This window comes from Burkholderia stagnalis (genome assembly GCF_039848545.1).
Lineage (GTDB): Bacteria > Pseudomonadota > Gammaproteobacteria > Burkholderiales > Burkholderiaceae > Burkholderia > Burkholderia stagnalis.
Map to the genome: position 1 here is coordinate 1,490,016 of NZ_CP156685.1, position 25,417 is coordinate 1,515,432.

Sequence of the window (25,417 nt, forward strand, 5' to 3'; positions counted from 1 at the left end):
GCCCGGATGCGCGCCGAAGTGCGTCTGGGCCGGTGCGGCGCATCGCGCGACACTGATCGATCCCCATCACGACGAGGCCTGCTCATGACAACCCATGCGCTGTTTCGGGACGACGCCTACCTGACCCGTTGTGAAGCGGTCGTCACTGCGGTCGGCGACGACGGCATCCGGCTCGACCGCACGGTGTTCTATCCGCTCGGCGGCGGCCAGGCCGGCGACTGCGGCGCGCTGACGCTGCCGGACGGCACGGCGATCGCGATCGCCGATACCCGCAAGGCGAAGTTCGACGGCGCGACGCCCGACGACGCGGCGCACCTGCCGGCGCCGGGGCAGGAGGCCGGGCTCGCGGCGCTCGCGCCCGGCGCGCGCGTGCTTGCCGAGATCGACTGGACGCGCCGCTACCGGCACATGCGCCTGCATACGGCGGCGCACCTGATGTGCGCGGTGCTGCCGTATCCGGTCGACGGCTGCAGCGTGACGGCCGATTACGTGCGGCTCGATTTCGCGACGGCCGAGCCGATCGACCGCGACGACGTCGAGCGGCGGCTCGCGGCGCTGATCGCCGGCGCGCACCCCGTCACGACCGAATGGATCACCGACGACGAGATGGCCGAGCGGCCCGAGCTCGTGCGCACGATGAGCGTGAAGCCGCCGATGGGCCTCGGCCGCGTGCGGCTGCTGCGGATCGACGGCGTCGACCTGCAGCCGTGCGGCGGCACGCACGTGCGCAACACGTCGGAAATCGGCGGCCTGCGGGTCGCGAAACTTGAGAAGAAGAGCGCACGCACGCGGCGCGTCGTCCTGGAGCTTGCATGACGGTGAATCCCCCCGACAACGATCGTACGGCGCTCGATCCGCGCGCCCGCGACGTGCTGGAATTCTGGTTCGGTGCGCCCGGCTCGGCCGAGTTCGGCCACGCGCGCAAGATGTGGTTCAACGGCGGCGCGGCGCTCGATGCGCAGCTGCGCGAGCGCTACAGCGCGCTGCTCGATGCGGCGTGCGACGGCGGCTGCGACCACTGGGCGAGCTCCGCGCAGGGCGCGCTTGCACTGATCGTCGTGCTCGACCAGTTCTCGCGCAACATCCATCGCGGCACGCCGCGCGCGTTCGCCGCCGATCCGAAGGCGCTCGCGGTCGCCCGTGACCTCGTCGCGTCGGGCGGGGACGCGCTGCTGCCGAGCGGCCATCACCGCGTCTTTGCATATTTGCCGTTCGAGCACGACGAGTCGCCGGACAGCCAGCGCGAGGCCGTGCGTCTTTGCGAAGGCATCCGGGCGGAGGCGGGGTGCGCCGGGTATCACGATTTCGCGCTGCGGCACGCGGCCGTGATCGAGCGCTTCGGCCGGTTCCCGCACCGGAACGCGATTCTCGGGCGCGTGTCGACCGACGACGAGGCCGCGTTCCTGCGCGAGCCGGGTTCGTCGTTCTGAGCGTCGGGAAGCGTGTGTCGGCCGTTCCGGCCGGCGCAAGGCAGGGGCGGGCGGGGCGCGCGCGTCGGCCGACGGCGCGCCATGCCGCTGCGGGTTACTGCAAGTGCTGCTCGGGCGTACGCACGTAGACGCGCAGCATCTCGCCGTCGTCGCCCGGGCGGGCGCCCGACCAGAACAGCTTCCATTCGGCGCCCGGCGACTGCTCGACGGAGCGCACGCCCTGGACGATCATCCACGTGCAGCGCGTCTGCTGCGGCTCTTCGACGGGTTCATGCAGGATGCGCGAGAAGTAGTACAGCATCGGCGCTTCCGATTCGCCGAAGCCGGGCAGGCTCGCCATGCAGTCGCCCGCGTTCCACTCCGCCGCGAGATGCGCGTTCAGGTCCTCGTACACCGAGCGGTAGCTCTTCGCGACGTCGAGCCACGGCAGCAGCAGCGTGTAGACGAGGCCCCACGCGACGATCGCGCCCGCGGCCCACGACAGCGCGCCGCGCCAGCGGCCCGTCGTGCGCAGCGTCGGCAGCAGCCACAGCCAGCCGATCGTCAGCGCGAGCGCGCCGAGCACGAGGCCCGGCTCGAGCGGCATCGTCCAGTCGAGCGGCAGCCAGCGGCCGAGCGGCGCGAGGCGCGCGCGCGACGCGGCCGGATCGGCCATCACCGACCAGATCGCCCACGCGAGCACCGCGACGCTGCCGAACAGCGCGCGGGCCAGGTAATCCCAGCCGACGTGCAGCGCGCGCGGCAGGCGGCAGATCGCCTGCGCGGCGACCAGCGCGAGCGGTGCGATGAACGGCAGGATATAGAGCTGGCGCGACGTCGCGGATACCTGCAGCACCGTCAGCCCGACCGTGGCGAACACGACCGGCAGCGCGACGCGCGGCGTGCGCCAGTCGCGCCATGCGCCGCGCGCGAGCGCGACGATCGCGAGCGGCACGACCGGGAATCCGACCGTCAGGAACGCGCGCAGGATGAACAGCGGCTTGTCGTTTTCGGCGCCGAGCTGCGGCACCGAGAAGCCGAAGAAGCGGCCGACGTTGTTGTCCCAGAACCACGCGAGGAACAGCGTCTCCGAGCGCAGGAACAGCGCGGTCGGCCAGATGATCGCGAACGGCGCGAACACGAGCGCGGCGATGCCGAGCGCGCGTGCGAACGCACGGGTGCGGCACGCGGGGTAGAGCACCAGCACGGCGACGAGCGTGGCCGCGAACACGAGCGGCACGAACAGGCCCTTCGTCATCAGCGCGATGCCGACGCCGGCGCCGAACATCGGCGCGGCGAGGCGGTGCTGCGGCTGGTCCGGCAGGCCGAGCTGCGCACGCCGAGCGCGCTCGAGGTGCTGCATGACGAGTTCGAGCAGGCCGCAGAACGCGATCGCCGCGCCGGCGAACAGCGCGACGTCGGTCATCATGTCGTGCACGTGCTTGACCACCACGAGGGTGCTCGCGCACAGCGCGACGGGCCCGATGACGCGCGCATCGAACCAGCTGGCCGCGCCGCTCGCGACGCGTGCCGCGCGCGCGGTGAACGCGAAACCGAGCGCCGCGAACAGCGCGCTCGCGAGCCGGGCCGCGTCGTGCAGCGGCATCACCCGCTGCAGCAGCCACGCGAGGCTCGTCGCGACCCACGCATAGAGCGGCGGCTTTTCCATGAACGGCGCGCCGGCGTTGGTCGGTACGACCCAGTCGCCGGTTTCGAGCATGTGCTGGATGATGCCGAACGTATAGGTTTCGTCCTGTTTCCACGGATCGTGGCCGAGCACGCCGGGCAGCAGGTACGCGCAGAACACGGCGGCGACCAGCAGCCACGCGCGCCAGCCGGTCCGGGCAACCCTGCCCCGCGCGGGCGCGCGGGTGCCGGCGCCGGTCGCGGCGGGTGCGCCGCTGGCCTGGAGGGCGGGGGAGCGCTCGGTGTCGCCGGACGGATGGACGTGCTGGGCCGGGGCGGACGCGGACGTGCGTCGCCGGCGGGGCGCTGCGGTTCCCTGCATGGAAAAGATCTCTGTTCGGGCCGGCCGGGCGACATGGGCCCGGCCGATAGGCGCCGCACGCGGGCGGCAACGGACAGCCGGCGGCGCCGACTGTCTGCACGGCCGCTAGTAGATCACGAATTTGTTACGGTCGTTTACGAAAAATGTGGACGCAGTGTGGAGATTTGTGGCGCGTTTGGGTGGTGTCGCGAAAATGCAACAGCTGCGCGCCGCGCGGGCGGGTTACCGGCCGCCGCCGACGTCGAGCAGGGCGCCCGTCGTGTACGACGCGGCATCGCCGAGCAGCCAGACGATCGCCTCGGCGACTTCCTGCGCGTCGCCCGCCCGGCCGATCGGGGTCTGCGCGCCGAGCCGGGCGGCCCGTCCCGGCTGGCCGCCGCTTGCGTGGATGTCGGTCTCGATCAGGCCCGGCCGCACGGCGTTCACCCGCACGCCGTGCGGGCCCAGTTCCTTCGCGAGGCCGATCGTCAGCGAATCGACCGCGCCCTTCGAGCCCGCATAGTCGACGTATTCGTTCGGCGAGCCGAGCCGCGACGCGATCGACGACACGTTGACGATCGCGCCGCCGCGGCCGCCGCGATCGGTCGACAGCCGGCGCGCGGCCTCGCGCGCGCACAGGTACGCGCCGAGCACGTTGATGTCGAACACCCGCCGCAGCCGGTCGACCGGCATGTCGGCGAGCGGTAGGGATGGCGCGACGATACCCGCGTTGTTGACGAGCGCGTCGAGCCGGCCGAACGCGGCGGCGACCGTGTCGAACATCGCGACGACGTCCGCTTCGCTCGACACGTCGCCCGCCACGACGCACGCGCGGCCGCCGGCATCGCGCACGGCGGCGGCGGTCACCTCGGCCGCGGCCGCGTCGCGCGCGTAGTTGATGCCGACATCCCAGCCGCGTGCGGCCGCGAGCACGGCGCTCGCGCGGCCGATGCCGCGGCTCGCGCCGGTGATGAGGACGACTTTGCGTTCGGACGGTGCGGTCATCGTGCGGGGTTTCCGGTCGTTCCGCGGGCCATGCCGCGGGTCATTCCGTTTCGTCGGGTGCCCACTTGTCGCGCGCGGGCGGCTGGTAGCGGCGCAGCCGCTCGATCAGCGCGGCCGGGTCGGCGTCGATGCAGAGCGCGTCGAAGTACGCGGGGCGCATGAAGCCCTCGTCGACCGTATGCTGGAGCAGCGTGATCAGCGGATCGTAGAACGAATCGATGTTGTAGAGCGCGACGGGCTTGCGGTGGTAGCCGAGCTGCGCCCACGTGTAGACCTCGAAGAATTCCTCGAGCGTGCCGGCGCCGCCGGGCATCGCGACGAACGCGTCGGCGAGGTCGGCCATCATCTTCTTGCGGTGGTGCATGTCGGGCACGACATGCAGCTCCGACAGGCCCGTGTGGCCGACTTCCTTGTCGACGAGCAGTTCGGGAATCACGCCGACCGCGCGGCCGCCGGCCGCCATCACTTCATCGGCGATCGTGCCCATCAGCCCGACGCGGCCGCCGCCGTAGACGAGCGTGAGGCCCGCCTCGACGAGCGCGCGGCCAAAGGCGCGCGCGGCGTCGGCATACACCGGCCGTACGCCGGGCGACGACCCGCAATAAACGCAGACTGCCTTCATTGCTTCGCGTCCTTTGCGGCGGCCAGCGCAGCGGCGGCGCGCGTCGATCCGTCGCGCGGCGGCAGGTAGTCGGCGAATTCACGCTTGGGCAGCTTGCCGGACACGAGATCGTCGAACAGTTGCCGCGAGCGGCCGCGCAGGTACGGCGCCATCACGGAGATCACGTGCATGCTGACCTGGTGCAGCTCCTCGCGGATCGCGTCCTGGTCGTTGTACTTGCGCGGGTGCATCACGTACTGGTACGACAGCCAGTAGGTCGAGATCACGGCCATGTTGGTGGCGATCACTGCGATCTCGGCGGGCGTCGCGACCATCTCGGCATCGGATACGAGCAGTTCGCACATCTCGCGCGCGAAGCGCACCTTGTGGCTGATGATCTGCTTGAAGTGCGTCTCGAGCGTACGGTTGCGCGCGAGCAGGTCGTTCAGGTCGCGATAGAGGAAGCGGTACGTCCACATGAAGTCGGCCATGTACTGCAGGTACGACCATGTTTCGTCGATCGTCGGACGGTGATCTTCGGGAAAGCGCAGGCGCTTTTCGATCGCCTGCTCGAACTGCGCGAAGATGCTGTTGATGATGTCGTCTTTATTGCGGAAATGGTAGTACAGGTTGCCTGGGCTGATTTCCATTTCCTCGGCGATCGTCGTGGTGGTGACGTTCGGTTCGCCGATCTCGTTGAAGAGTTTCAACGACAGCTCGAGAATCCGTTCTCGGGTGCGGCGGGGAGGTTTCGCTTCCATGTCGTCCGGCCCTGTGTGTGCCGGACTGGCAGGCGCTGCAATCGATGCTGCGTGATTCGTCCGGCGCGGGTTGCTGTTATAAGTCTGGCGGACGATTATAAACCGCGGTGACGCCGGCCCGGTGCATTTCGTGATCCGGAGGGTCTGCCCCGCGATGTTGCGCCGCGGCACGCGGCATCGCGACGCGCCGTGTGGCTAGAAGCCGAGCCAGCCCGCGACGACCGGGCCGAGCACGAAGCCCCAGGTCGTCACGCACGCGAACAGCGCGACCGTGACGGCCGCGCTGCCGAGATCCTTCGCACGTTTCGACAGCTCGTGGCGCTCGAGCGAGATGCGGTCGATCGCGGCCTCGAGGCTCGAGTTCAGCAGCTCGACGATCAGCACCAGCAGCACCGACGCGATCAGCAGCGCGCGCGATGCGGCCGGCACCGGCGCAAACGCGCCGATCGGCAGCAACAGCGCGGCGAGCGTCAGTTCCTGGCGGAACGCGCTCTCCTCGCGGATCGCGACCCGGAAGCCGTTCAGCGAATGCTTGAGCGCGTACCACGCGCGCGTGAGGCCGCGGTTGCCCTTGTACGGGTTCGGCGGCAGCGGCGCGAGCGGATCGTCGGTGCCGAGCGGTTCGTGCGCCTGCGCATCGGCGGGCGTGTCGGCGCCCGCCGGCTCGTCTTCGTCGAACGGCCGGTGCCGATGGGCTCGGGCGGAGGGTGGGGGAGCGTGGTCGTGCGGGTCTCTTTTCAAACGGCGGCACCTTCGGCGGTCGTGTAGGCGTCCCTCGGCAGCGGCTGCAGATGCGACGCGAACTGCTCGGACGCGGCGCGCCACGAGAAGCGCTCCGCCCATTCGCGGGCGGTCGCGCGCTCGATCTTCAGCGCTTCGAGGCAGGCTTCCTGAAGGTCCTCGTGCATCGCGCCTGCGCTGCCGTCGCCGAGCACGTCGATCGGGCCGGTGACCGGATACGCGGCGACCGGCGTGCCGCACGCGAGCGCCTCGAGCAGCACGAGCCCGAAGGTGTCGGTGCGGCTCGGGAACACGAACACGTCGGCGGCCGCGTACACCTTCGCGAGCTCGGCCTGCGACAGCACGCCGAGATAGTTCGCTTCCGGGTAGCGCGACTTCAGCTCCGCGAGCGCCGGGCCTTCGCCCGCGACCCACTTCGAGCCGGGCAGGTCGAGCCGCAGGAACGCCTCGACGTTCTTCTCGATCGCGACCCGCCCGACGTACAGGAAGATCGGCCGGACGGTGTTGAGGACCTTGGATTCCATGGGCCGGAAGATATCGAGATCCACGCCGCGTGTCCACAGCACGACGTTCGTGAAGCCGAATTTCTCGAGGTCGTCCCGCACGACCGGCGTGGGCGCCATCACCGCGCGCGACGGGCCGTGGAACCAGCGCAGGAAGCGATAGGTCGCGGTGAGCGGAATGCCGAAGCGCGCCTGCACGTATTCGGGGAAGCGCGTGTGATACGCGGTCGTGAACGGCAGCTTGCGCGCGCGCGCATAGCGGCGCGCGGCGAGGCCGAGCGGGCCTTCGGTCGCGATGTGCAGCGCGTCGGGCGCGAACGCGTCGATCCTTGCGCGCAGCTTGCGGTACGGCAGGATCGACAGGCGGATTTCCGGGTAGGTCGGGCAGGGCACCGTGCGGAACTCGAGCGGCGTCAGCAGCTCGACGCGGTGGCCGAGCGCGGTGAGTTCGCGGGACGTGCTCTTCAGCGTGCGCACGACGCCGTTGACCTGCGGTTCCCACGCGTCGGTGACGATCATGATCTTCATCGCGGCATGTGTCCTGTAAGAGAGTGCCAAGCAGTGGCGGGGGTCAGGCGGTGGCCTTGGTCTTGCGCGAGGCGGTTTCGGGCGGCGTGCGCATCACCGTCCAGTAGACGACTTTCAGTTCGCCTTCCATCGTTTCGACGAGTGCGGACAGGCTTTCGACCCAGTCGCCGTCGTTGCAGTACAGCACGCCGTCGATGTCGCGGATCTCCGCCTTGTGGATGTGGCCGCACACAACGCCGTCGCAGCCGCGGCGGCGCGCCTCGTCGGTCATCACGGTCTCGAACTGCGAGATGAAGTTGACCGCGTTCTTCACCTGGTGCTTCAGGTATTGCGACAGCGACCAGTACTGGAAGCCGAGGCGGCTGCGGATCCGGTTGAACCAGCGGTTCAGCACGAGGATCAGCGTATAGAGCGTGTCGCCGAGGTACGCGAGCCATTTCGCGTGCTGGATCACGCCGTCGAACAGGTCGCCGTGCACGATCCACAAACGTTTGCCTGCGAGCGTCGTATGGAACGCCTCGCCGCGCACCTGGATGTCGCCGAACGCGAGGTCGCAGAACTGTCGCGCGCCTTCGTCGTGGTTGCCGGGGATGTAGACGACCTGCGTGCCCTTGCGCGCCTTGCGCAGGATCTTCTGCACGACGTCGTTGTGCGCCTGCGGCCAGTACCAGCCTTTCTTCAGCTGCCAGCCGTCGATGATGTCGCCGACGAGGTACAGGTATTCCGATTCGTGGTGGCGCAGGAAGTCGAGCAGGTAGCTGGCCTGGCAGCCGCTCGAGCCGAGATGGATGTCGGACAGCCAGATGGTGCGGTAGCGATGGGCGGACGGTTCGTGGTCGTCGCGCTGCCTGGCGGACGCGCCGGGCGGCTCTTGCGCGGCAAGGGCGTCGGCCGTGGCCGAACCGGACAGGAAAGCGGTGGCGGCGCGTGCGCCGAGCGGGTGACGGAACAGGGAGGTCGCGGACGTTTTCTGGCCCATGCATGACTCGCGCCGGTTGACATTACCGGCATTCCGCCATGCGGGCGTGACTGTGCAGTGACAGTCACAAGATGTTCTTATTACGGCGTGCCGGGTGCGTTCACGGATGAATTTTCCGGCGCGATCGGGCGACCGGCTCAGGGCGGCTCAGGGCGGCCCGGACGCGGCATCGGCGCGGCGCTCGGCCCTCAGCGCGGCAGCGCGACGACGCGGGTGCGCGCGAGGCGGTCGTGCGGGAACTGGCGGGCCGGATGCAGCCGCGCCGCGGCGGCCCAGGCGGCGATCCACGCGCCGGTGAGCGCCAGCGTGACGGGCACGGACAGGCCGGCGAGCGGATGCAGCGCGAGCGGCGGCAGGAACCACAGCCAGCCGAGCGCATAGCGGACGAGCGCATGGCCCGCGCGCAGCGGCCGGCCGCTGGCCGACTCGATCCGCAGGCGCCACGTCTTCATCGGCAGCGTCTGGCCGCCGTGGGTCCAGAACCAGACGAAATACGCGCCGACCACGAGCGCGATCCACGCGGCGAGCAGGTTGTGATGGGCAAGGCCGTTGCGCTGCTGCAGCGCGAGGCTGAATGCGAGGCCGGCGAAGAACACGACGCCGAACAGCAGCACGCCTTCGTAGAGCAGCGCGGCGAGACGCCGCCGGACGGACGGCGGGGTGGGCAGGGGCGCGCTCGCGTGCGGCACGGCCGCTCAGGAGCCCTTGAACAGCGACGGCGCGTCGGCGGGCGACACGGGCGTCGGTGCGGCCGGCGCCGGGGCTGCGCCCGCGGTGGCCGACGCGACGGCCGGCGGCGCGGCGGCGCCGCTCGACGCGGGCTGCTGCTGCACGAGCGCGGTGCCGGGCGCGCTGGCCGAATGGTCGTGCGCGTTGACGAGGCGGCGCACGTCGCGATCGGCCTTGCCGGTCGGCGGTGCGCTGACGACGGTCGGCCGGCGGCGGCGCTCGGCGGCCGCGAGGCGTTCCTTCTGTTCCTCGGGCAACTGCTGGTAGGCCTTCCACGCGCGCTCGCGGGCTTGGGCGGACAGGTCCTTCGCGGTCTGGTAGTTCTCGCGCGCGACGCGGCGCTGCTCGGGCGTCATCCCGACCCATTCGGTCATGCGCTCCTGCAGGCGCTTCTGCGCGTCGGGCGTCATCTTCGGGTAACGGGCGGCGATCTTCAGCCATTTGCGCTTGCGGGCGTCGCTGAACGAATCCCACTGGCCGGCGAACGGCGCGAGCGCGACGTGCTGCGCGGGCGTCAGGCGCGCCCATGCGAGCGGGCCGGCGGCAGCCGGCAGGGGTGCGAGATCGGCGGTCAGCGCGATCGCGGCCGACGCGAGCGCGGGCGCGCTGGTCGCGACGGCGACGGCTTCAGGCTGCGGGTGAAAGCGCGAATAGGTGGCGACATAGGCGACGGCGATCGCGATCACGCATCCGAAGAATACGGCCAGGCCGCGTTTCTGACTCACCCGTGCGATCCCCTCGTGTTGTTTAATGGGCGTGCGAAAGATACGCGTTGAACCCGTGATCGAGATACGCGTTGAGCGGCAGGTCGTCGCTGAGCATCGCCGCGTCGATGTCGGCGAGCTCGGCGGTGCGCTGCATGTCTTCCCAGTACGCGATGCCGACCAGGCCGGCGAGCAGCAGCGCGAGCGGCCATGCGCGCAGCAGGCGGCGCGCGAACGAGGCCGGCGGGTGCGGGGACATGCGCGGCGGGGCATAGCCGCCGGCCGCGCCGGCAAATGCGGGCACGAGCACCGGCGCCGCCACCGGCTCGGGCTTCTTGCGCGCGAGCGCGGCCTGGCGGGCGGCCGCCAGCCGGTCGGTGGTCGCGGCCGGCAGCGCGGCAGCGCGCTCGTCCAGCGCGCGGCGCACCTTCAGCGCGAATTCGTGTTCTCGATTCGAGGGAGCGGAGCTCATAGCGTGATTCCTTTGGCCTTGAGCGCTTGCGCCAGGGTGTGGGTGGCTCGCGAGCAGTGCGTCTTGACGCTGCCTTCGGAGCACCCCATTGCGGCGGCAGTCTCGGCGACATCCATATCTTCCCAATAACGCATCAGGAACGCTTCCCGTTGACGCGCCGGAAGTTTCTGGATTTCTTCGTCGATCAGGGCCAGAACCTGTTCCCGCTCGAGGCGGTGCTCGCTGCTCTCGACGCCCGGCGATTGGTCCGCCGATTCGAGCGTCTCGAGGGGGTCGAAGTCTTCGTCGTCCGTATTGTTCAGCGACGAAAACAGCGTGACCCAGGTGTTGCGGACCTTCTGCCGGCGGAACCAGTCGTGGATCGCGTTCTGCAGGATCCGCTGGAACAGCAGCGGCAGTTCCGCGGCCGGGCGGTCGCCGTATTTCTCCGCCAGCTTGATCATCGCGTCCTGCACGATGTCGAGCGACGCGTCATCGTCCCGCACTGCGTACGCAGCCTGCTTGAACGCGCGCCTTTCGACGCCCGCCAGAAAGTCGGCGAGTTCCTTGTCTGATGCCATTCCGTGAAGGTATGCGCTGCGGACTGCGGCGTGAAGAGGGTCGAAAAATGTCGTAAAACCCGCGGATGCTAACAAATTTTCGCGCAGCTTGGCACCGGGTTGGGGCCGGCGCGTTGCGCGCGAACCGCGGCGCGGGGCGGCCCGCGGGCGGCGATGATGCACTGCGGGACATTTTGCTTGACGGCGCTCGCCCGACCGGCTATCGTCGTCCGTTCGCAACATAAGTGATGGTCTCAATTGAGGCTGGCCCAAGAAGCCCGCCCTTCAACTGGACGCGCCGCTTGAACCCGAGCCACAAGCCCGGCAGAGAGCACCCGATCAATTTTTTGCCGAAAATTCGAAAGGTCAAAATGAACATGCCCAGCGCGGAATTCTCCACGTCGGAACCCCTTTCCCCTCCCGATAGCGACTCGATTGGCGCCACCGTGCTCATGAAGGCACTGGCCGACGAGAAAGTCGAATTCATCTGGGGCTACCCCGGCGGCTCGGTACTCTATATCTACGACGAGCTTTACAAGCAGGACAAGATCCAGCACGTGCTGGTGCGCCATGAACAGGCGGCCGTGCACGCAGCCGATGCGTATGCGCGCTCCACCGGCAACGTCGGCGTCTGTCTCGTGACGTCCGGCCCCGGCGTCACCAACGCGGTGACCGGCATCGCGACGGCCTACATGGATTCGATCCCGATGGTCGTGATCAGCGGCCAGGTGCCGACTGCCGCGATCGGCCAGGACGCGTTCCAGGAATGCGATACGGTCGGCATCACGCGTCCGTGCGTGAAGCACAACTTCCTCGTGAAGGATGTGCGCGAGCTCGCGGAAACCGTCAAGAAGGCGTTCTACATCGCCCGCACCGGCCGCCCGGGCCCGGTGCTGATCGACATCCCGAAGGACATCTCGAAGACGCCGTGCCAGTACGAGCCCGTCAAGAGCGTGTCGCTGCGTTCGTACAACCCGGTCACGAAAGGCCATTCGGGCCAGATCCGCAAGGCGGTGTCGCTGCTGCTGACCGCGAAGCGCCCGTACATCTACACCGGCGGCGGCATCATCCTCGCCGACGCGTCGCGCGAGCTGAACCAGTTCGCGGACCTGCTCGGCTACCCGGTCACCAACACGCTGATGGGCCTCGGCGGCTATCGCGCGTCGGACAAGAAATTCCTCGGCATGCTCGGCATGCACGGCACCTACGAAGCGAACATGGCGATGCAGCACTGCGACGTGCTGATCGCGATCGGCGCCCGCTTCGACGACCGCGTGATCGGCGATCCGGCGCACTTCGCGTCGCGGCCGCGCAAGATCATCCACATCGACATCGACCCGTCGTCGATCTCGAAGCGCGTGAAGGTCGACATCCCGATCGTCGGCGACGTGAAGGAAGTGCTGAAGGAACTGATCGAGCAGCTGCAGACGGCCGAGCACGGCCCGGACACCGAGGCGCTCGCGCAATGGTGGAAGGACATCGAAAGCTGGCGCGCGAAGGATTGCCTGAAATACGACCGCGAAAGCGAGATCATCAAGCCGCAGTACGTGGTCGAGAAGGCGTGGGAGCTGACGGACGGCAATGCGTTCGTGTGTTCCGACGTCGGCCAGCACCAGATGTGGGCCGCGCAGTTCTACCGCTTCAACAAGCCGCGCCGCTGGATCAACTCGGGCGGCCTCGGCACGATGGGCTTCGGCCTGCCGGCGGCGATGGGCGTCAAGATGGCGCACCCCGACGACGACGTGCTGTGCATCACGGGCGAAGGCTCGATCCAGATGTGTATCCAGGAGCTGTCGACCTGCCTGCAGTACGACACGCCCGTCAAGATCATTTCACTGAACAACCGCTACCTCGGCATGGTCCGCCAGTGGCAGCAGATCGAATACAGCAAGCGCTATTCGCATTCGTACATGGATGCGCTGCCCGATTTCGTGAAGCTCGCCGAAGCGTACGGCCATGTCGGCATGCGGATCGAAAAAACCTCGGATGTGGAGCCGGCGCTGAAGGAAGCATTGCGCCTGAAGGACCGCACCGTGTTTCTCGACTTCCAGACCGATCCGACCGAAAACGTCTGGCCGATGGTCCAGGCCGGCAAGGGCATCACCGAGATGCTGCTCGGATCGGAAGATCTGTAACGGCGCGACGCGCGCCCGGCCGCAGGCGGCCGCCTTCACAAAGGGCGGCGCGGCCCGCGGCGGCGCGCGGCGCGAGTGAATCGACACGGACACATTCTGGAAGAAGCGAACATGAGACACATCATTTCCGTCCTGCTGGAAAACGAACCGGGCGCGCTGTCGCGCGTGGTCGGTCTGTTTTCCGCACGCGGCTACAACATCGAAACCTTGACGGTGGCGCCGACCGAAGACCAATCGCTGTCGCGGCTCACCATCGTTTCCATTGGCTCCGACGACGTGATCGAACAGATCACGAAGCATCTGAACCGCCTGATCGAGGTGGTGAAAGTGGTGGACCTGACCGACGGTGCACACATCGAACGCGAGCTGATGCTGATCAAGGTCCGTGCAGTGGGCAAGGAGCGCGAAGAGATGAAGCGGATGGCGGACATTTTCCGCGGCCGCATCATCGACGTGACCGAAAAGACCTACACGATCGAATTGACGGGCGCGAGCGACAAGCTCGACGCATTCATCCAGGGGCTGGACGCGGGCGCGATCCTCGAGACCGTGCGCACCGGCAGCTCCGGCATCGGACGCGGCGAGCGCATCCTGAAGGTGTGATGCCGAAAGGCACGCCGGGTGCGCCGTCATGTCCCGGCCCGCAGTACCCAATCCGAACGAATTGTTGAATTTTTGAATTAGCGAAGGAACCCATCATGAACGTTTTCTACGACAAAGACGCCGACCTCTCCCTCATCAAGGGCAAGCAAGTCACGATCATCGGCTACGGCTCGCAAGGCCACGCCCACGCGCTGAACCTGAAGGACAGCGGCGTGAACGTGACGGTCGGCCTGCGCAAGGGCGGCGCGTCGTGGAGCAAGGCCGAGAACGCCGGCCTCGCGGTCAAGGAAGTCGCGGAAGCCGTGAAGGGCGCCGACGTCGTGATGATGCTGCTGCCGGACGAGCAGATCGCCGACGTGTACGCGAAGGAAGTGCACGAGAACATCAAGCAGGGCGCGGCGCTGGCATTCGCGCACGGCTTCAACGTCCACTACGGCGCGGTGATCCCGCGCGCCGACCTCGACGTGATCATGATCGCGCCGAAGGCGCCGGGCCACACGGTGCGCGGCACGTACTCGCAGGGTGGCGGCGTGCCGCACCTGATCGCGGTTGCGCAAAACAAGTCGGGCGCGGCGCGCGATATCGCGCTGTCGTACGCGGCAGCGAACGGCGGCGGCCGTGCGGGCATCATCGAGACCAACTTCCGTGAAGAGACGGAAACCGACCTGTTCGGCGAGCAGGCCGTGCTGTGCGGCGGTACCGTCGAGCTGATCAAGGCCGGCTTCGAGACGCTGGTCGAGGCAGGCTACGCGCCGGAAATGGCGTACTTCGAGTGCCTGCACGAGCTGAAGCTGATCGTCGACCTGATCTACGAAGGCGGCATCGCGAACATGAACTACTCGATCTCGAACAACGCCGAATACGGCGAGTACGTGACGGGCCCGCGCGTCGTGACGGAAGAGACGAAGAAGGCGATGAAGCAGTGCCTGACCGACATCCAGACCGGCGAGTACGCAAAGAGCTTCATTCTCGAGAACAAGGCCGGCGCCCCGACGCTGCAGTCGCGCCGCCGCCTGACGGCCGAGCACCAGATCGAGCAGGTCGGCGCGAAGCTGCGCGCGATGATGCCGTGGATCGCGAAGAACAAGCTCGTCGACCAGACGAAGAACTAAGCACCGCGTGCTGTTCCGGCCCTTCGAGTGGAGGGTCGGCATCAAAAAGCCGCCCGAAGGCAGCAGTGCCCCGGGCGGCTTTTGCTATCCTACGGGCTTTGCAATTCACCGAACACAGAACGAATCCATGAACTATCCTCATCCGATCATCGCGCGCGAAGGCTGGCCGTTCATCGCGATTGCAGCCGTCATCGCGCTGTTGATCCATGCCGTCGGGGGCTTCGGCTTCGCGTGGCCGTTCTGGCTGCTGGTCGTTTTCGTCGTCCAGTTCTTCCGCGATCCGCAGCGCCCGATCCCGGCGCAGCCGAACGCGGTGCTGTGCCCGGCCGACGGCCGCATCGTCGCGGTCGAGACCGCGCAGGATCCTTACGCGAACCGCGAAGCGCTGAAGATCAGCGTGTTCATGAATGTCTTCAACGTCCACTCGCAGCGTTCGCCGGTGGACGGCGCCGTGACCAAGGTCGAGTATTTCCCGGGCGCGTTCCTGAACGCGGCGATCGACAAGGCGTCGACCGAGAACGAGCGCAACGCGGTCGTGATCCAGACGGCGAGCGGCAAGACGGTCACCGCGGTGCAGATCGCGGGCCTCGTCGCACGCCGCATCCTGTGCTACGTGCGCGCCGGCGAGCCGCTGTCGCGCGGCCAGCGCTACGGCTTCATCCGCTTCGGTTCGCGCGTCGACGTGTACCTGCCGCTCGGCAGCCGCGCGAAGGTGTCGATCGGCGAGAAGGTCTACGCGTCGTCGACGATCCTCGCCGAACTGGAACAATAAGCGACGGGGCGCACGATGGCCGCATTCAAACCGCGCAGGCCGCGCAACGGCGCCGCGCGGCCGTTCCGCCGCAACAAATCGGTCGCGCCGGATCCGGCGCCGATCGTCGAGAGCCGCCGCGTCAAGCGCCGGCAGTTCCTGAGGACGCGCGGCATCTACCTGCTGCCGAACGCGTTCACAACGGCCGCGCTGTTCTGCGGGTTCTTCGCGGTGGTGCAGGCGATGAACGTGCGGTTCGAGATCGCCGCGATCGCGATCTTCGCCGCGATGGTGCTCGACGGGATGGACGGGCGGGTCGCGCGCATGACGCACACGCAAAGCGCGTTCGGCGAGCAGTTCGACAGCCTGTCGGACATGGTGTCGTTCGGCGTCGCGCCGGCACTCGTGATGTACGAGTGGGTGTTGAAGGATCTCGGCCGCTGGGGCTGGCTCGCCGCGTTCGTCTATTGCTCGGGCGCCGCGCTGCGCCTCGCGCGCTTCAACGCGAACATCGGCGTCGTCGACAAGCGCTTCTTCCAGGGGCTGCCGAGCCCGGCGGCGGCTGCGCTGATCGCCGGTTTCGTGTGGCTCGCCACCGACAACCGCGTGCCGATGAAGCTCGGCTGGCTGCCGTGGGTCGCGTTCGTGCTGACCATCTATGCAGGCGTCACGATGGTGTCGAACGCGCCGTTCTACAGCGGCAAGGCGCTCGACGTGCGCCACCGCGTGCCGTTCGCGGCGACGCTGCTGGTCGTCGTCGCGTTCGTGCTGGTGTCGTCCGACCCGCCGCTGATGCTGTTCTGCCTGTTCGTGCTGTACGGGCTGTCCGGATACGCGTTCTGGGCCTATATGGCGGTGCGCGGGCGCCCGAACCCGGCGCGCTCGTCGCAGCGCGAGCACTGACGCGCGATACGATCCGAAACGGCGGCCCGCGGGCCGCCGTTTTTATGTGCGCCCAGCATGGGCGCACTCCTGCGGGTGGAAGTCCCGCCATAAGCTGGTCACGGCAAATGAAGCGAAGCGCAACTGCATGAGGGCGACCGAGTGTGGGGAGGAAGCGTGGAGCGTAAATCGCGAGCCGATGGACAAGAACCGCATAGAAGGCGTTGCTGAGCAGGGCGAGCGGGCATGAAGCCGCGAAGCTCTCGTGATCAAGGCGAGGCGGCGTAAATGCGGCGGTTGTGCGATGAAGGAGTGCGTTCTTACCTGGGGAGAACTCGCCTTATGCCTGAAAGGGCGACGGTGTCGAGCCGGAGCGAGAAGTCAGCAGAGGCCGTAGTAGCCGCTGGTTGAGGGCGAAGGGCTGAACGAGCAGGAGGGCCGAAGGCCGTGTCGTTCGGACGTGCAGGGCATCAGAAGGCTACGCAGGTAGCGCGCAACGCGGGATGGCGAGGTGAAGCCGAGCCGGAAGCGAGGCGTGATGAAGCACGGACGGCGCGACACGAAACCGGAGGCTTGGGGCGGGACAGTCTGCTGTCGCAGGCGCTCGCGAGAGCGAATCTGGTGATGGCGTGGAAACGCGTCAAAGCCAATCGTGGCAGTGCCGGGGTGGATGGGAAGTCGATTGCCGAGACGGCGGCACACCTGAAGACGCACTGGCCCCGGATTCGGGAAGCGTTACTGGAGGGAAGCTACCGGCCCGCGCCGGTGCGGCGAGTCCAGATTCCGAAGCCTGGTGGCGGGATGCGTGAACTGGGGATTCCGACGGTGACGGATCGGCTGATCCAGCAAGCCCTGCTGCAAGTCTTGCAACCCATCATTGATCCGACCTTCTCCGAACACAGCTACGGCTTCCGGCCGGGGCGTCGAGCGCGTGACGCGGTGCTGATGGCGCAACGGCACGTACAGGACGGCTACCGGGTGGTGGTCGATGTGGACCTGGAGAAGTTCTTCGATCGGGTCAATCACGACATCCTGATGGAGCGACTATCGAGGCGCATTGAGGACAAGGCCGTGCTGCGGCTGGTTCGGCGCTACCTCGTGGCCGGGATCATGGATGGCGGAGTGGTCATGGAGCGACACGAAGGCACGCCGCAAGGCGGGCCGCTGCTGTCGCCGCTGCTGGCCAATGTGCTGCTGGACGAGGTGGACCGGGAACTGGAGAAGCGAGGCCACCACTTCGTGCGTTACGCCGACGACTGCAATGTGTACGTGCGCAGTCACAGCGCGGGCGAACGGGTGCTGAATGGTTTGCGCAAGCTCTACGACCGACTTCACCTGAGGGTCAACGAGGCGAAGACGGCGGTTGCACAGGCGACCGGTCGCAAGTTCCTGGGCTACGAACTGTGGCGCGGTACGGGCGGCCGGATCAAATGTGCGGTGGCCCGAAAGACCCTGAAGACCTTCAAGCAACGCATCCGGGAACTGACCCGCCGCTGGGGCGGGAGAAACTTGCCAGAGGTAGCGGAGCGATTGAGGGCTTACGTGCCGGGCTGGAAGGCGTACTTCCACTTGGCACAAACGCCCAAGGTGTTCCGTCAACTCGACGAGTGGATCAGGCACCGGTTGCGTGCGATGCAGCTCAAGCACTGGCGCCGTGGCACGACGATGTATCGGGAGTTGCTGGCCATGGGAGCCTCGGCCGAAGATGCGCGCAGGGTGGCGGCGAACAGCCGCTGCTGGTGGCGCAACAGCTATCAGATGCTGAACCGAGCGATGCCCGTGGCCTACTTCGACCGGCTCGGGGTGCCCCGGCTCTCATAACCTCAACTGCTCGAACCGCCCGGTGCGGACCCGCATGCCGGGTGGTGTGGGAGGGGATCGGTCAGGCTGCTGCCTGACCGCCCCTATCCCGATTTGCCCCTTTTCCGCCGCGGCTCCGGGGGCACGCCGATTGCGCGGCTTGCGGAATGCCGCTATAGTCGTCGGCATGACTGCGTTTTCCCGCCTCTCCCTCCTTCTAGCCGGTGCGCCGCTACGCGCGCTAGCGCTAGCGCTAGCGCGCCTGCCGCGCTGACCGTTCTCGCCCTCCGTCAAGCCTCGTCTGTTGTTGAGCGTCGCCAACGGTGGCGCGACCTCGTTTCGTTTGACCCCCCGTACAAAGAGCCTTGGAGCACCCCATGACAGACAAGCTGATCATTTTCGATACGACGTTGCGTGACGGCGAGCAGTCGCCCGGCGCGTCGATGACGAAGGAAGAGAAGATCCGGATCGCGAAGCACCTCGAGCGGATGAAGGTCGACGTGATCGAGGCCGGCTTCGCCGCCAGTTCGAACGGCGACTTCGATGCGATCCACACGATCGCGGGGCTCGTGAAGGACAGCACGATCTGCTCGCTGGCGCGCGCGAACGACAAGGACATCCAGCGCGCGGCCGACGCGCTCAAGCCCGCGAACAGCTTCCGGATCCACACGTTCATCGCGACGTCGCCGCTGCACATGGAGAAGAAGCTGCGGATGACGCCGGACCAGGTGTTCGAGCAGGCGCGTCTCGCGGTGCGGTTCGCGCGCAAGTTCACCGACAACGTCGAATTCTCGCCGGAGGACGGCAGCCGTTCGGACATGGATTTCCTGTGCCGCGTGCTGGAAGCCGTGATCGCCGAAGGCGCGACGACGATCAACATCGCCGACACGGTCGGCTATGGCGTGCCGGAACTGTACGGCAACCTCGTGAAGACGCTGCGCGAGCGCATTCCGAATTCCGACAAGGCGGTGTTCTCGGTGCACTGCCACAACGACCTCGGGATGGCGGTCGCGAACTCGCTCGCCGGCGTGAAGATCGGCGGCGCGCGCCAGGTCGAGTGCACGATCAACGGTCTCGGCGAGCGCGCGGGCAACACGTCGCTCGAGGAAATCGTGATGGCCGTGAAGACCCGCAAGGACTACTTCGGCCTCGACGTCGGCATCGACACGACGCAGATCGTGCCGACCTCGAAGCTCGTGTCGCAGATCACCGGCTTCGTCGTGCAGCCGAACAAGGCCGTGGTCGGCGCGAACGCGTTCGCGCACGCGTCGGGCATCCACCAGGACGGCGTGCTGAAGGCGCGCGACACGTACGAGATCATGCGTGCGGAAGATGTGGGCTGGACCGCGAACAAGATCGTGCTCGGCAAGCTGTCGGGCCGCAACGCGTTCAAGCAGCGCCTGCAGGAGCTCGGCATCGCGCTCGACAGCGAAGCCGACCTGAATGCCGCGTTCATGCGCTTCAAGGATCTGGCCGACCGCAAGTCGGAGATCTTCGACGAAGACATCATCGCGATCGTCTCCGAGGAAGCCGCGCAGGCGCACGAGCAGGAGCACTACAAGTTCCTGTCGCTGGCCCAGCACTCGGAAACCGGCGAGCAGCCGGAGGCGAAGGTCGTGTTCTCGGTCGACGGCAAGGAAGCGACCGGCGAAGCGCGCGGCAACGGCCCGGTCGATGCGACGTTCAACGCGATCGAAAGCGAAGTCGGCAGCGGCTCGGAACTGCTGCTGTATTCGGTCAACGCGATCACGACCGGCACGCAGGCGCAGGGCGAGGTGACGGTGCGCCTGTCGAAGAGCGGCCGGATCGTCAACGGCGTCGGCACCGATCCGGACATCGTCGCGGCGTCCGCCAAAGCGTACATTTCGGCGCTGAACAAGCTGCACGCGAAGGACGACAAGCTCAATCCGCAGCGCTCGTAAGCGCGTCGCGCAGCACTGAAACGCCCCGTGCGGCTCCTGGCCGCCGGGGCGTTTTTTATGCCGCGCTCATTCCGCGGCAGGCGCGCGGAACTGCCAGCGCCGCGCGGCCGGGCGGGGCGGCGGGCACGGCCGGCGGAATTCGACCGCGATCCCGCGCCGCGGCGCATCGGCGATGAACGCGTCGAGCAGCTCGAGCACGTCGTGGTCGATGTAGTCGGCGCGCGTCGCGTCGATGATCACCACCGCGCGGTCGGGAATGTGCCGCAGGTGATGCTTGACCTGCACCTTGCCGAGAAACGACACGTCCTTGCGGAACGACAGCAGGAAGTGGTCGTCATGCTGCGCGAGCGTGACCGGGCTCCTCAGGTTCGCGACGGCGACCGTGAGGATGCTGCACGCGATGCCGAGCGCGATGCCGAACAGCAGGTCGACGGCGAGCACGCCGGCGATCGTCGCGATGAACGGCGCGAACGCGGCCGGGCCCTGTTTTGCGACCGAGCGGAACAGCGCCGGCTTGGCGAGCTTGAAGCCGGTGTGGATCAGGATCGCCGCGAGGCTCGCGAGCGGGATCAGGTTGATGAGGCCGGTGAGCGCGAACACGCTGACGAGCAGCAGCACGCCATGCACGATCGCCGACATCCGGCTTTGCGCGCCCGCATTGACGTTGACCGAGCTGCGCACGATCACCGACGTGATCGGCAGCCCGCCCACCGCACCCGCGACGAGGTTGCCGACGCCCTGCGCCTTCAGTTCGCGATCCGGCTGGGCCGGCCGGCGCTTCGGGTCGATCTGCTCGACCGCTTCGAGGCTCAGCAGCGTTTCGAGGCTGGCGACGATGGCGAGCGTGATCGCGACCTGCCAGACCTCCGGATTCAGCAGTTGCGCGAAATTGGGGCCGAGTTCCGCGTGTTTCAGCGACGCGGCGAAGGCGGCAAACGACGCGAGTTCGGGCAGCGCGACCCGGTGCGCGGCGCCCGGTGCGAACGCAGGCGCCAGCAGGTCGAGCGCGAGCGTCGCGCCGATGCCGAGCACGACGACCGCGAGCGGCGCCGGCACCGCGCGCACCAGCGCAAAGCGGCGCAGCGCGGGCGACTCCCACGCGACCAGCAGCGCGAGCGATGCGAGCGCGATCGCGGCCGCGATCCACGCGGCGCTCAGGCCGGGCAGCGCGGAGAGCGGCTGCGCGGCGCTGCCGCCGATGCCGAGCGCGAACGGCACCTGCTTGACGATCAGCAGCAGCCCGATCGCCGCGAGCATGCCCTTGATGACGGGCGACGGCACGTAGGCGGCGAAGCGGCCGGCACGCAGCATCCCGAAGCCGAACTGCAGGACGCCGGACAGCAGTACGGCGAGCAGAAACGCCGAGAAGCTGCCGAGCTGCGCGATGCCTTCGACGACGATCACGACGAGGCCGGCGGCGGGGCCGCTGACGGACAGCGACGAGCCGCTCAGGAGCGCGACCACGAGGCCGCCGACGATGCCGGAGACGAGCCCGGCGAACGGCTCGACGCCGGACGCATTGGCGATGCCGAGACACAGCGGCAGCGCGACGAGGAAGACGACGACGCCGGCGACGATGTCGCGCGGCAGGGAGGACAGGCGCTCTTTCAGGTTCATGATGGGGTGAGGTTCCGTTGGGGCGTGTCGGGGGCGCGGCGCGATCAGCCGAGCGCCGGTGCAAGGGCGGTGGCCTCGGCAGGCCTGGCGGGCGCGTCGGCCGGCGGCTTCGCATAGCCGGAATCGAGCTCCTTGAGGCGGCCGTCGGCGAGCGAAAAGATCCAGCCGTGCACGAGCGGCGGCCGTTCGCGGTCGCGCACGATGGGCGATGCGCGCAACTGGCGGACTTGCTCGAGCACGTTCAGCTCGGCAAGGCGGTCGGCGGCAGCCGTGTCGTCGAGCCCGGCGAGTGTGTCGCGATGACGATGCGCGAGCGCGCACAGCGGCGCGATGCGGCGCGCGACGTGCGGCAGGTCGGCGGGCGGCGGCAGCAGCGACGCGCGTACGCCGCCGCAGCCGTAGTGCCCGCAGACGATCACGTGATCGACCTCGAGCACGCGCACCGCGTACTCGAGCACGCTGGCGCTGTTGTCGTCGTCAGGCTGGAACAGGTTCGCAATGTTGCGGTGGACGAACAGGTCGCCGGGCGCGCAATGCGTGATGGTCTCGGCCGGCACGCGGCTGTCCGAGCAGCCGATCCACAGTACGCGCGGATTCTGGCCGCGCGCGAGCGCGTCGAAGAAGCCGGGCGTGCGTTCGCGCGTTTCGCGGGCCCAGGCGATGTTGGCGACCAGCATGCTCTTGGGGCGATTCATGAGGACTCCTTTTTGATAATGGCAAATGAAAGTCATCGAAACGGGTGGGTTAGGATGCTTTCTAAGTTGAAAGGTTCAATTTTGAGTGATATTAGGGGTATGCCCTAGGTCAAAGTCATATCGAAACAAATTGTTTCAAATTAAATCGAGATAGTGCACGATTTGCACCAGTGTGAAGCATTTTGGTGCGCAACTAATGCAATTTCATGCGGAGGCATGTGTGGCGGGGGATTCCGGATTTTCTATATTGAAAGCGGATGACCCGGAAAAGATTTCCGCGTTATTTTGATGCTAAATATCGAGGCGGTAAAGAATAATGGCCATTCACGCAACAATTGGTGAATGGCCATTGCGAAAATGCGAGCGAATCGCGGTGCGCGATCAGAAGAGATTGCGGCGGTCGGGGTCGTGCAGCGGGTCGGGCGTTTTCTGCGTGAGCCGCAGGATGCCCTGGCTGTCGAAATAGAAGCTGTACATCATGTACCAGACGTTGTCCTCGAGGTAGCGATAGGTCCACGCCTCGCGCTTCATCAGCGGGAAGTAGGACGTCTCGACCGGGCGGCCGAAATTGACGAGCACGTCGGTCTTGGTCCACTTGCCGATTTCGGCGCGGTAGAACTCGTTCGGCTGCAGCACCTGGCGGACGTTGACGATCTTGCCCGAACCGTCGACATCGGCGGCCACCGTGACCTCGCCCATCGGCTGGGTCGGCCACATCAGGCGCTTGCCGCCGCCGGGCAGGTCGTAGATTTCGCGCGGCGGCCCCATGCGCGCGACGATCGCCGACTGGTCCTGGCCGGCCTGATATTGCTGCCACGGCTGCGCGCAACCGGCGAACAGCGCCGCCGTGCAGGCGAGCAGCACCGGGAGACGAATACGCATGTGTTTCTCCAAATCACGGGGGATACGCGTGTTTTATCACGGTCCGCACGTCCCGGCGCGCCATCCTGAAAAATTCGGTGCGGGATCGCGGGCGCTTGCCCGCGCGACGCGGGCGGGCCTATGATCCGCGCTTCTCAGCAGATTTCTCACGCAGATTCGGGGGGCAGGGCCGATGCAGGTCTGGAAGCGTTGCGCGCTCGCATGGAGCGCAGGGTGGGTGCTGGCTTCGTCGGCGTTCGCGGGCGGCGAGCCGGTGCGGATCGCACTGATCGAGGGTATGTCGGGCCCGTTCGCGAACGCGGGCGCTGCGGTCGAGCGCAACCTGCGGTTCGGTGTCGAACGGGTCAACGCCGCCGGCGGCGTGAAGCTGCGCGACGGCGCCCATCCGCTCGAACTCGTCGTGCTGGACAGCAAGGGCAGCCCGGAAGAGGCGCTGGTGCAGCTGCGCGCGGCGGCGGACCGGCACGTCGGCTTCGTCGCGCAGGGCAACAGCTCGGCGGTCGCGGCCGCGCTGGTCGCGGCGCTCGACAAGCAGAACGCCCGCAACCCGGACAGCCGGATGCTGTTCCTCAATTACTCGGCCGACGACCCGGCGCTGACGGGCGCGCGCTGCAGCTTCTGGCACTTCCGCTTCGACGCGCACGCGGGGATGCGGATGGCCGCGCTCGCCGACGTGATGGCGCGCGATCGCGCGCTGCACAAGGTCTACCTGCTGAACCAGGACTACAGCTTCGGCCACGATGTCAGCGCGCTCGCGCGGCAGGCGCTGGCCGTCCGCCGGCCGGATGTCGCGGTGGCCGGCGACGAATTCCATCCGATCGGGCGCATCAAGGATTTCGCGCCGTATGTCGCCAAGATCCGCGCGAGCGGCGCGGACGCGGTGGTCACGGGCAACTGGGGCAACGACCTGACGCTGCTCGTGAAGGCCGCGCGCGAGCAGGGGTTGAACGCGAAGTTTTACACGTTCTACGGCAACAGCCTCGGCGCGCCGGCGGCGCTGGGCGACGCGGGCGTTGGGCGGGTTGTGGCGGTCGCCGACTGGCATCCGAACGCGGGCGGTGAAAAATCGGATGCGTTCTACCGCGCGTTCCGGACCCGTTTCCCGGCCGCGCAGGACGACTATCCGGTATTACGGATGAGCCTGATGATCGAGATGCTCGCGGCGGCGATGAACCGTGTCGGCACGGCGGACCCGGTGGCGGTTGCGCGTGCGCTCGAGGGGCTGTCGTTCGACAACGGGTTCCACGCGTCGCGGATGCGCGCGCAGGATCATCAGCTGATCCAGCCCCTTTACGTGATGGAGATGGACAAGGCCGGCACGCCGGGCGTGCGCTTCGACAACGAAGGGTCCGGCTACGGCTTTCGCACCGTGCTGGCGGTCGCGCCGCAACAGGCGGACACGCCGTCCACGTGCTCGATGACGCGTCCGTGACAAAGCGGTTCGGATCGGCGCCGAGTTGTGCTAGAATGCGGCCCGGTTGTAAATCACGGCACGGCCATTCTTCCGTGTCCGCCTGTTCAGTTAGAAAGGAAATCACATGTCTGTCGCAGATATCAAGAAGTCGGAAGTCGTTGCTCAGTTCGCACGTGGCACCAATGACACGGGCTCGCCCGAAGTGCAGGTCGCACTGCTGACCGCACGCATCGTGGAACTGACGGGTCACTTCAAGACCCACGCGAAGGATCACCACAGCCGCCGCGGCCTGCTGCGCATGGTGAGCCGCCGCCGCAAGCTGCTCGACTACCTCAAGGGCAAGGATGCCGACCGTTACCGCGCGCTGATCGAGAAGCTGGGTCTGCGTAAGTAAGCGGCGCGATTGCCGTCAGCAAGATGCCTGTGTCAGTGCGCTGATACAGGCATTTTGTTTTTGCGCGGTGCGTAGCGTCACGCGCACCGCGGGCAGGCCGGCCATCTGGCGCCGGGCTGCCCGAACGGTCGATACCGGAGTCGGGATTTGTGTCATTCCAGCGCGGTGCTGTGCAAGCGCCACGCTGGAATGGCATAAAAAACACACCTTGCTCCGGGTGATTCGGCCGGGACGCCGCCGCAACGGTTTGCC

At 67.5% G+C, this 25,417-nt stretch carries 25 protein-coding genes; 11 read left to right on the top strand and 14 right to left on the bottom strand.

Annotation, left to right across the window (positions count from 1 at the left end; genetic code table 11):
• Window positions 1–84 precede the first annotated feature (84 nt).
• Window positions 85–816: an alanyl-tRNA editing protein gene (locus ABFO07_RS07070; RefSeq protein WP_059566280.1), complete on the top strand. Its 732-nt coding sequence runs from the start codon at window positions 85–87 to the stop codon at window positions 814–816.
• Window positions 813–1,430, top strand: coding sequence for a DUF924 family protein (locus tag ABFO07_RS07075; RefSeq protein WP_059801975.1), 618 nt, complete (start codon window positions 813–815; stop codon window positions 1,428–1,430). Before ABFO07_RS07070 ends, ABFO07_RS07075 begins: the two co-directional genes overlap by 4 nt.
• Window positions 1,431–1,524: 94 nt before the next feature.
• Here ABFO07_RS07075 and ABFO07_RS07080 read toward each other — a convergent pair whose 3' ends face one another.
• From ABFO07_RS07080 to ABFO07_RS07130, 11 genes are all read right to left on the bottom strand, one after another.
• Window positions 1,525–3,417 (bottom strand): ArnT family glycosyltransferase, encoded by a 1,893-nt coding sequence (locus ABFO07_RS07080; protein WP_347468583.1) that lies wholly within the window; start codon window positions 3,415–3,417, stop codon window positions 1,525–1,527.
• A 222-nt stretch (window positions 3,418–3,639) separates the two neighbouring features.
• Window positions 3,640–4,401 carry an SDR family oxidoreductase gene (locus tag ABFO07_RS07085; RefSeq protein ID WP_059801980.1) on the bottom strand — a complete coding sequence of 254 codons (762 nt, stop codon included), beginning with the start codon at window positions 4,399–4,401 and terminating at the stop codon, window positions 3,640–3,642.
• Window positions 4,402–4,441: 40 nt separating this feature from the next.
• Window positions 4,442–5,023, bottom strand: coding sequence for a TIGR00730 family Rossman fold protein (locus tag ABFO07_RS07090; RefSeq protein ID WP_059801982.1), 582 nt, complete (start codon window positions 5,021–5,023; stop codon window positions 4,442–4,444).
• On the bottom strand, window positions 5,020–5,763 hold the full coding sequence (locus ABFO07_RS07095; RefSeq protein ID WP_059801984.1) for a TetR/AcrR family transcriptional regulator: 744 nt from the start codon (window positions 5,761–5,763) through the stop codon (window positions 5,020–5,022). The genes ABFO07_RS07090 and ABFO07_RS07095 overlap by 4 nt, the downstream gene beginning before the upstream one ends.
• A 195-nt stretch (window positions 5,764–5,958) precedes the next feature.
• The gene (locus ABFO07_RS07100) at window positions 5,959–6,504 is read right to left on the bottom strand and encodes a diacylglycerol kinase (RefSeq protein ID WP_059566274.1); all 546 of its coding nucleotides are present in this window, start codon (window positions 6,502–6,504) and stop codon (window positions 5,959–5,961) included.
• The gene (locus ABFO07_RS07105; protein ID WP_059566273.1) at window positions 6,501–7,535 is read right to left on the bottom strand and encodes a glycosyltransferase family 4 protein; all 1,035 of its coding nucleotides are present in this window, start codon (window positions 7,533–7,535) and stop codon (window positions 6,501–6,503) included. Before ABFO07_RS07105 ends, ABFO07_RS07100 begins: the two co-directional genes overlap by 4 nt.
• Before the next feature lie 43 nt (window positions 7,536–7,578).
• Entirely contained in the window at window positions 7,579–8,514 is a 936-nt protein-coding gene (locus ABFO07_RS07110; RefSeq protein ID WP_059801985.1) for a UDP-2,3-diacylglucosamine diphosphatase, read from the bottom strand.
• Window positions 8,515–8,702: 188 nt separating this feature from the next.
• Entirely contained in the window at window positions 8,703–9,203 is a 501-nt protein-coding gene (locus ABFO07_RS07115) for an RDD family protein (RefSeq protein ID WP_059883907.1), read from the bottom strand.
• Window positions 9,204–9,209: 6 nt separating this feature from the next.
• Window positions 9,210–9,968, bottom strand: a complete 759-nt coding sequence (locus tag ABFO07_RS07120; RefSeq protein WP_059566270.1) for a DUF3106 domain-containing protein — start codon at window positions 9,966–9,968, stop codon at window positions 9,210–9,212.
• Between the two features lie 22 nt (window positions 9,969–9,990).
• Window positions 9,991–10,419, bottom strand: coding sequence for a DUF3619 family protein (locus tag ABFO07_RS07125; protein WP_059566269.1), 429 nt, complete (start codon window positions 10,417–10,419; stop codon window positions 9,991–9,993).
• Complete coding sequence (locus ABFO07_RS07130) at window positions 10,416–10,979, bottom strand: RNA polymerase sigma factor (protein ID WP_017331637.1); 564 nt, start codon at window positions 10,977–10,979, stop codon at window positions 10,416–10,418. The genes ABFO07_RS07125 and ABFO07_RS07130 overlap by 4 nt, the downstream gene beginning before the upstream one ends.
• A 350-nt stretch (window positions 10,980–11,329) precedes the next feature.
• Between ABFO07_RS07130 and ABFO07_RS07135 the strand changes: the two genes are divergently transcribed.
• From ABFO07_RS07135 to ABFO07_RS07165, 7 genes are all read left to right on the top strand, one after another.
• Window positions 11,330–13,093 carry an acetolactate synthase 3 catalytic subunit gene (locus ABFO07_RS07135; protein ID WP_026044560.1) on the top strand — a complete coding sequence of 588 codons (1,764 nt, stop codon included), beginning with the start codon at window positions 11,330–11,332 and terminating at the stop codon, window positions 13,091–13,093.
• Between the two features lie 111 nt (window positions 13,094–13,204).
• Complete coding sequence (gene ilvN / locus ABFO07_RS07140) at window positions 13,205–13,696, top strand: acetolactate synthase small subunit (protein WP_011352712.1); 492 nt, start codon at window positions 13,205–13,207, stop codon at window positions 13,694–13,696.
• Window positions 13,697–13,791: 95 nt separating this feature from the next.
• Complete coding sequence (gene ilvC / locus ABFO07_RS07145) at window positions 13,792–14,808, top strand: ketol-acid reductoisomerase (protein ID WP_059566268.1); 1,017 nt, start codon at window positions 13,792–13,794, stop codon at window positions 14,806–14,808.
• A gap of 127 nt (window positions 14,809–14,935) precedes the next feature.
• A complete protein-coding gene (locus ABFO07_RS07150) occupies window positions 14,936–15,580 on the top strand; it encodes a phosphatidylserine decarboxylase (RefSeq protein WP_059566267.1) in 645 nt (214 codons plus the stop codon).
• A 15-nt stretch (window positions 15,581–15,595) separates the two neighbouring features.
• Window positions 15,596–16,462 carry a CDP-diacylglycerol--serine O-phosphatidyltransferase gene (gene pssA / locus ABFO07_RS07155; RefSeq protein WP_059801993.1) on the top strand — a complete coding sequence of 289 codons (867 nt, stop codon included), beginning with the start codon at window positions 15,596–15,598 and terminating at the stop codon, window positions 16,460–16,462.
• Between the two features lie 426 nt (window positions 16,463–16,888).
• Window positions 16,889–18,262 carry a group II intron reverse transcriptase/maturase gene (gene ltrA / locus ABFO07_RS07160; RefSeq protein ID WP_430733053.1) on the top strand — a complete coding sequence of 458 codons (1,374 nt, stop codon included), beginning with the start codon at window positions 16,889–16,891 and terminating at the stop codon, window positions 18,260–18,262.
• Window positions 18,263–18,618: 356 nt separating this feature from the next.
• Entirely contained in the window at window positions 18,619–20,163 is a 1,545-nt protein-coding gene (locus ABFO07_RS07165) for a 2-isopropylmalate synthase (protein WP_059566265.1), read from the top strand.
• 66 nt (window positions 20,164–20,229) lie between these two features.
• Here the strand turns inward: ABFO07_RS07165 and ABFO07_RS07170 are convergent, their stop codons facing one another.
• From ABFO07_RS07170 to ABFO07_RS07180, 3 genes are all read right to left on the bottom strand, one after another.
• Entirely contained in the window at window positions 20,230–21,780 is a 1,551-nt protein-coding gene (locus tag ABFO07_RS07170) for a SulP family inorganic anion transporter (protein WP_059883905.1), read from the bottom strand.
• A 44-nt stretch (window positions 21,781–21,824) separates the two neighbouring features.
• On the bottom strand, window positions 21,825–22,475 hold the full coding sequence (locus ABFO07_RS07175) for a carbonic anhydrase (RefSeq protein WP_059883904.1): 651 nt from the start codon (window positions 22,473–22,475) through the stop codon (window positions 21,825–21,827).
• Between the two features lie 381 nt (window positions 22,476–22,856).
• Window positions 22,857–23,357 (bottom strand): hypothetical protein, encoded by a 501-nt coding sequence (locus tag ABFO07_RS07180; protein ID WP_059566262.1) that lies wholly within the window; start codon window positions 23,355–23,357, stop codon window positions 22,857–22,859.
• Between the two features lie 172 nt (window positions 23,358–23,529).
• On the opposite strand from ABFO07_RS07180, the gene ABFO07_RS07185 reads away from it, so the two are divergent.
• Both ABFO07_RS07185 and rpsO read left to right on the top strand, forming a co-directional pair.
• Complete coding sequence (locus ABFO07_RS07185) at window positions 23,530–24,789, top strand: branched-chain amino acid ABC transporter substrate-binding protein (protein ID WP_347468585.1); 1,260 nt, start codon at window positions 23,530–23,532, stop codon at window positions 24,787–24,789.
• A gap of 106 nt (window positions 24,790–24,895) precedes the next feature.
• Window positions 24,896–25,165: a 30S ribosomal protein S15 gene (rpsO, locus tag ABFO07_RS07190; protein ID WP_006398792.1), complete on the top strand. Its 270-nt coding sequence runs from the start codon at window positions 24,896–24,898 to the stop codon at window positions 25,163–25,165.
• Window positions 25,166–25,417: the final 252 nt, after the last annotated feature.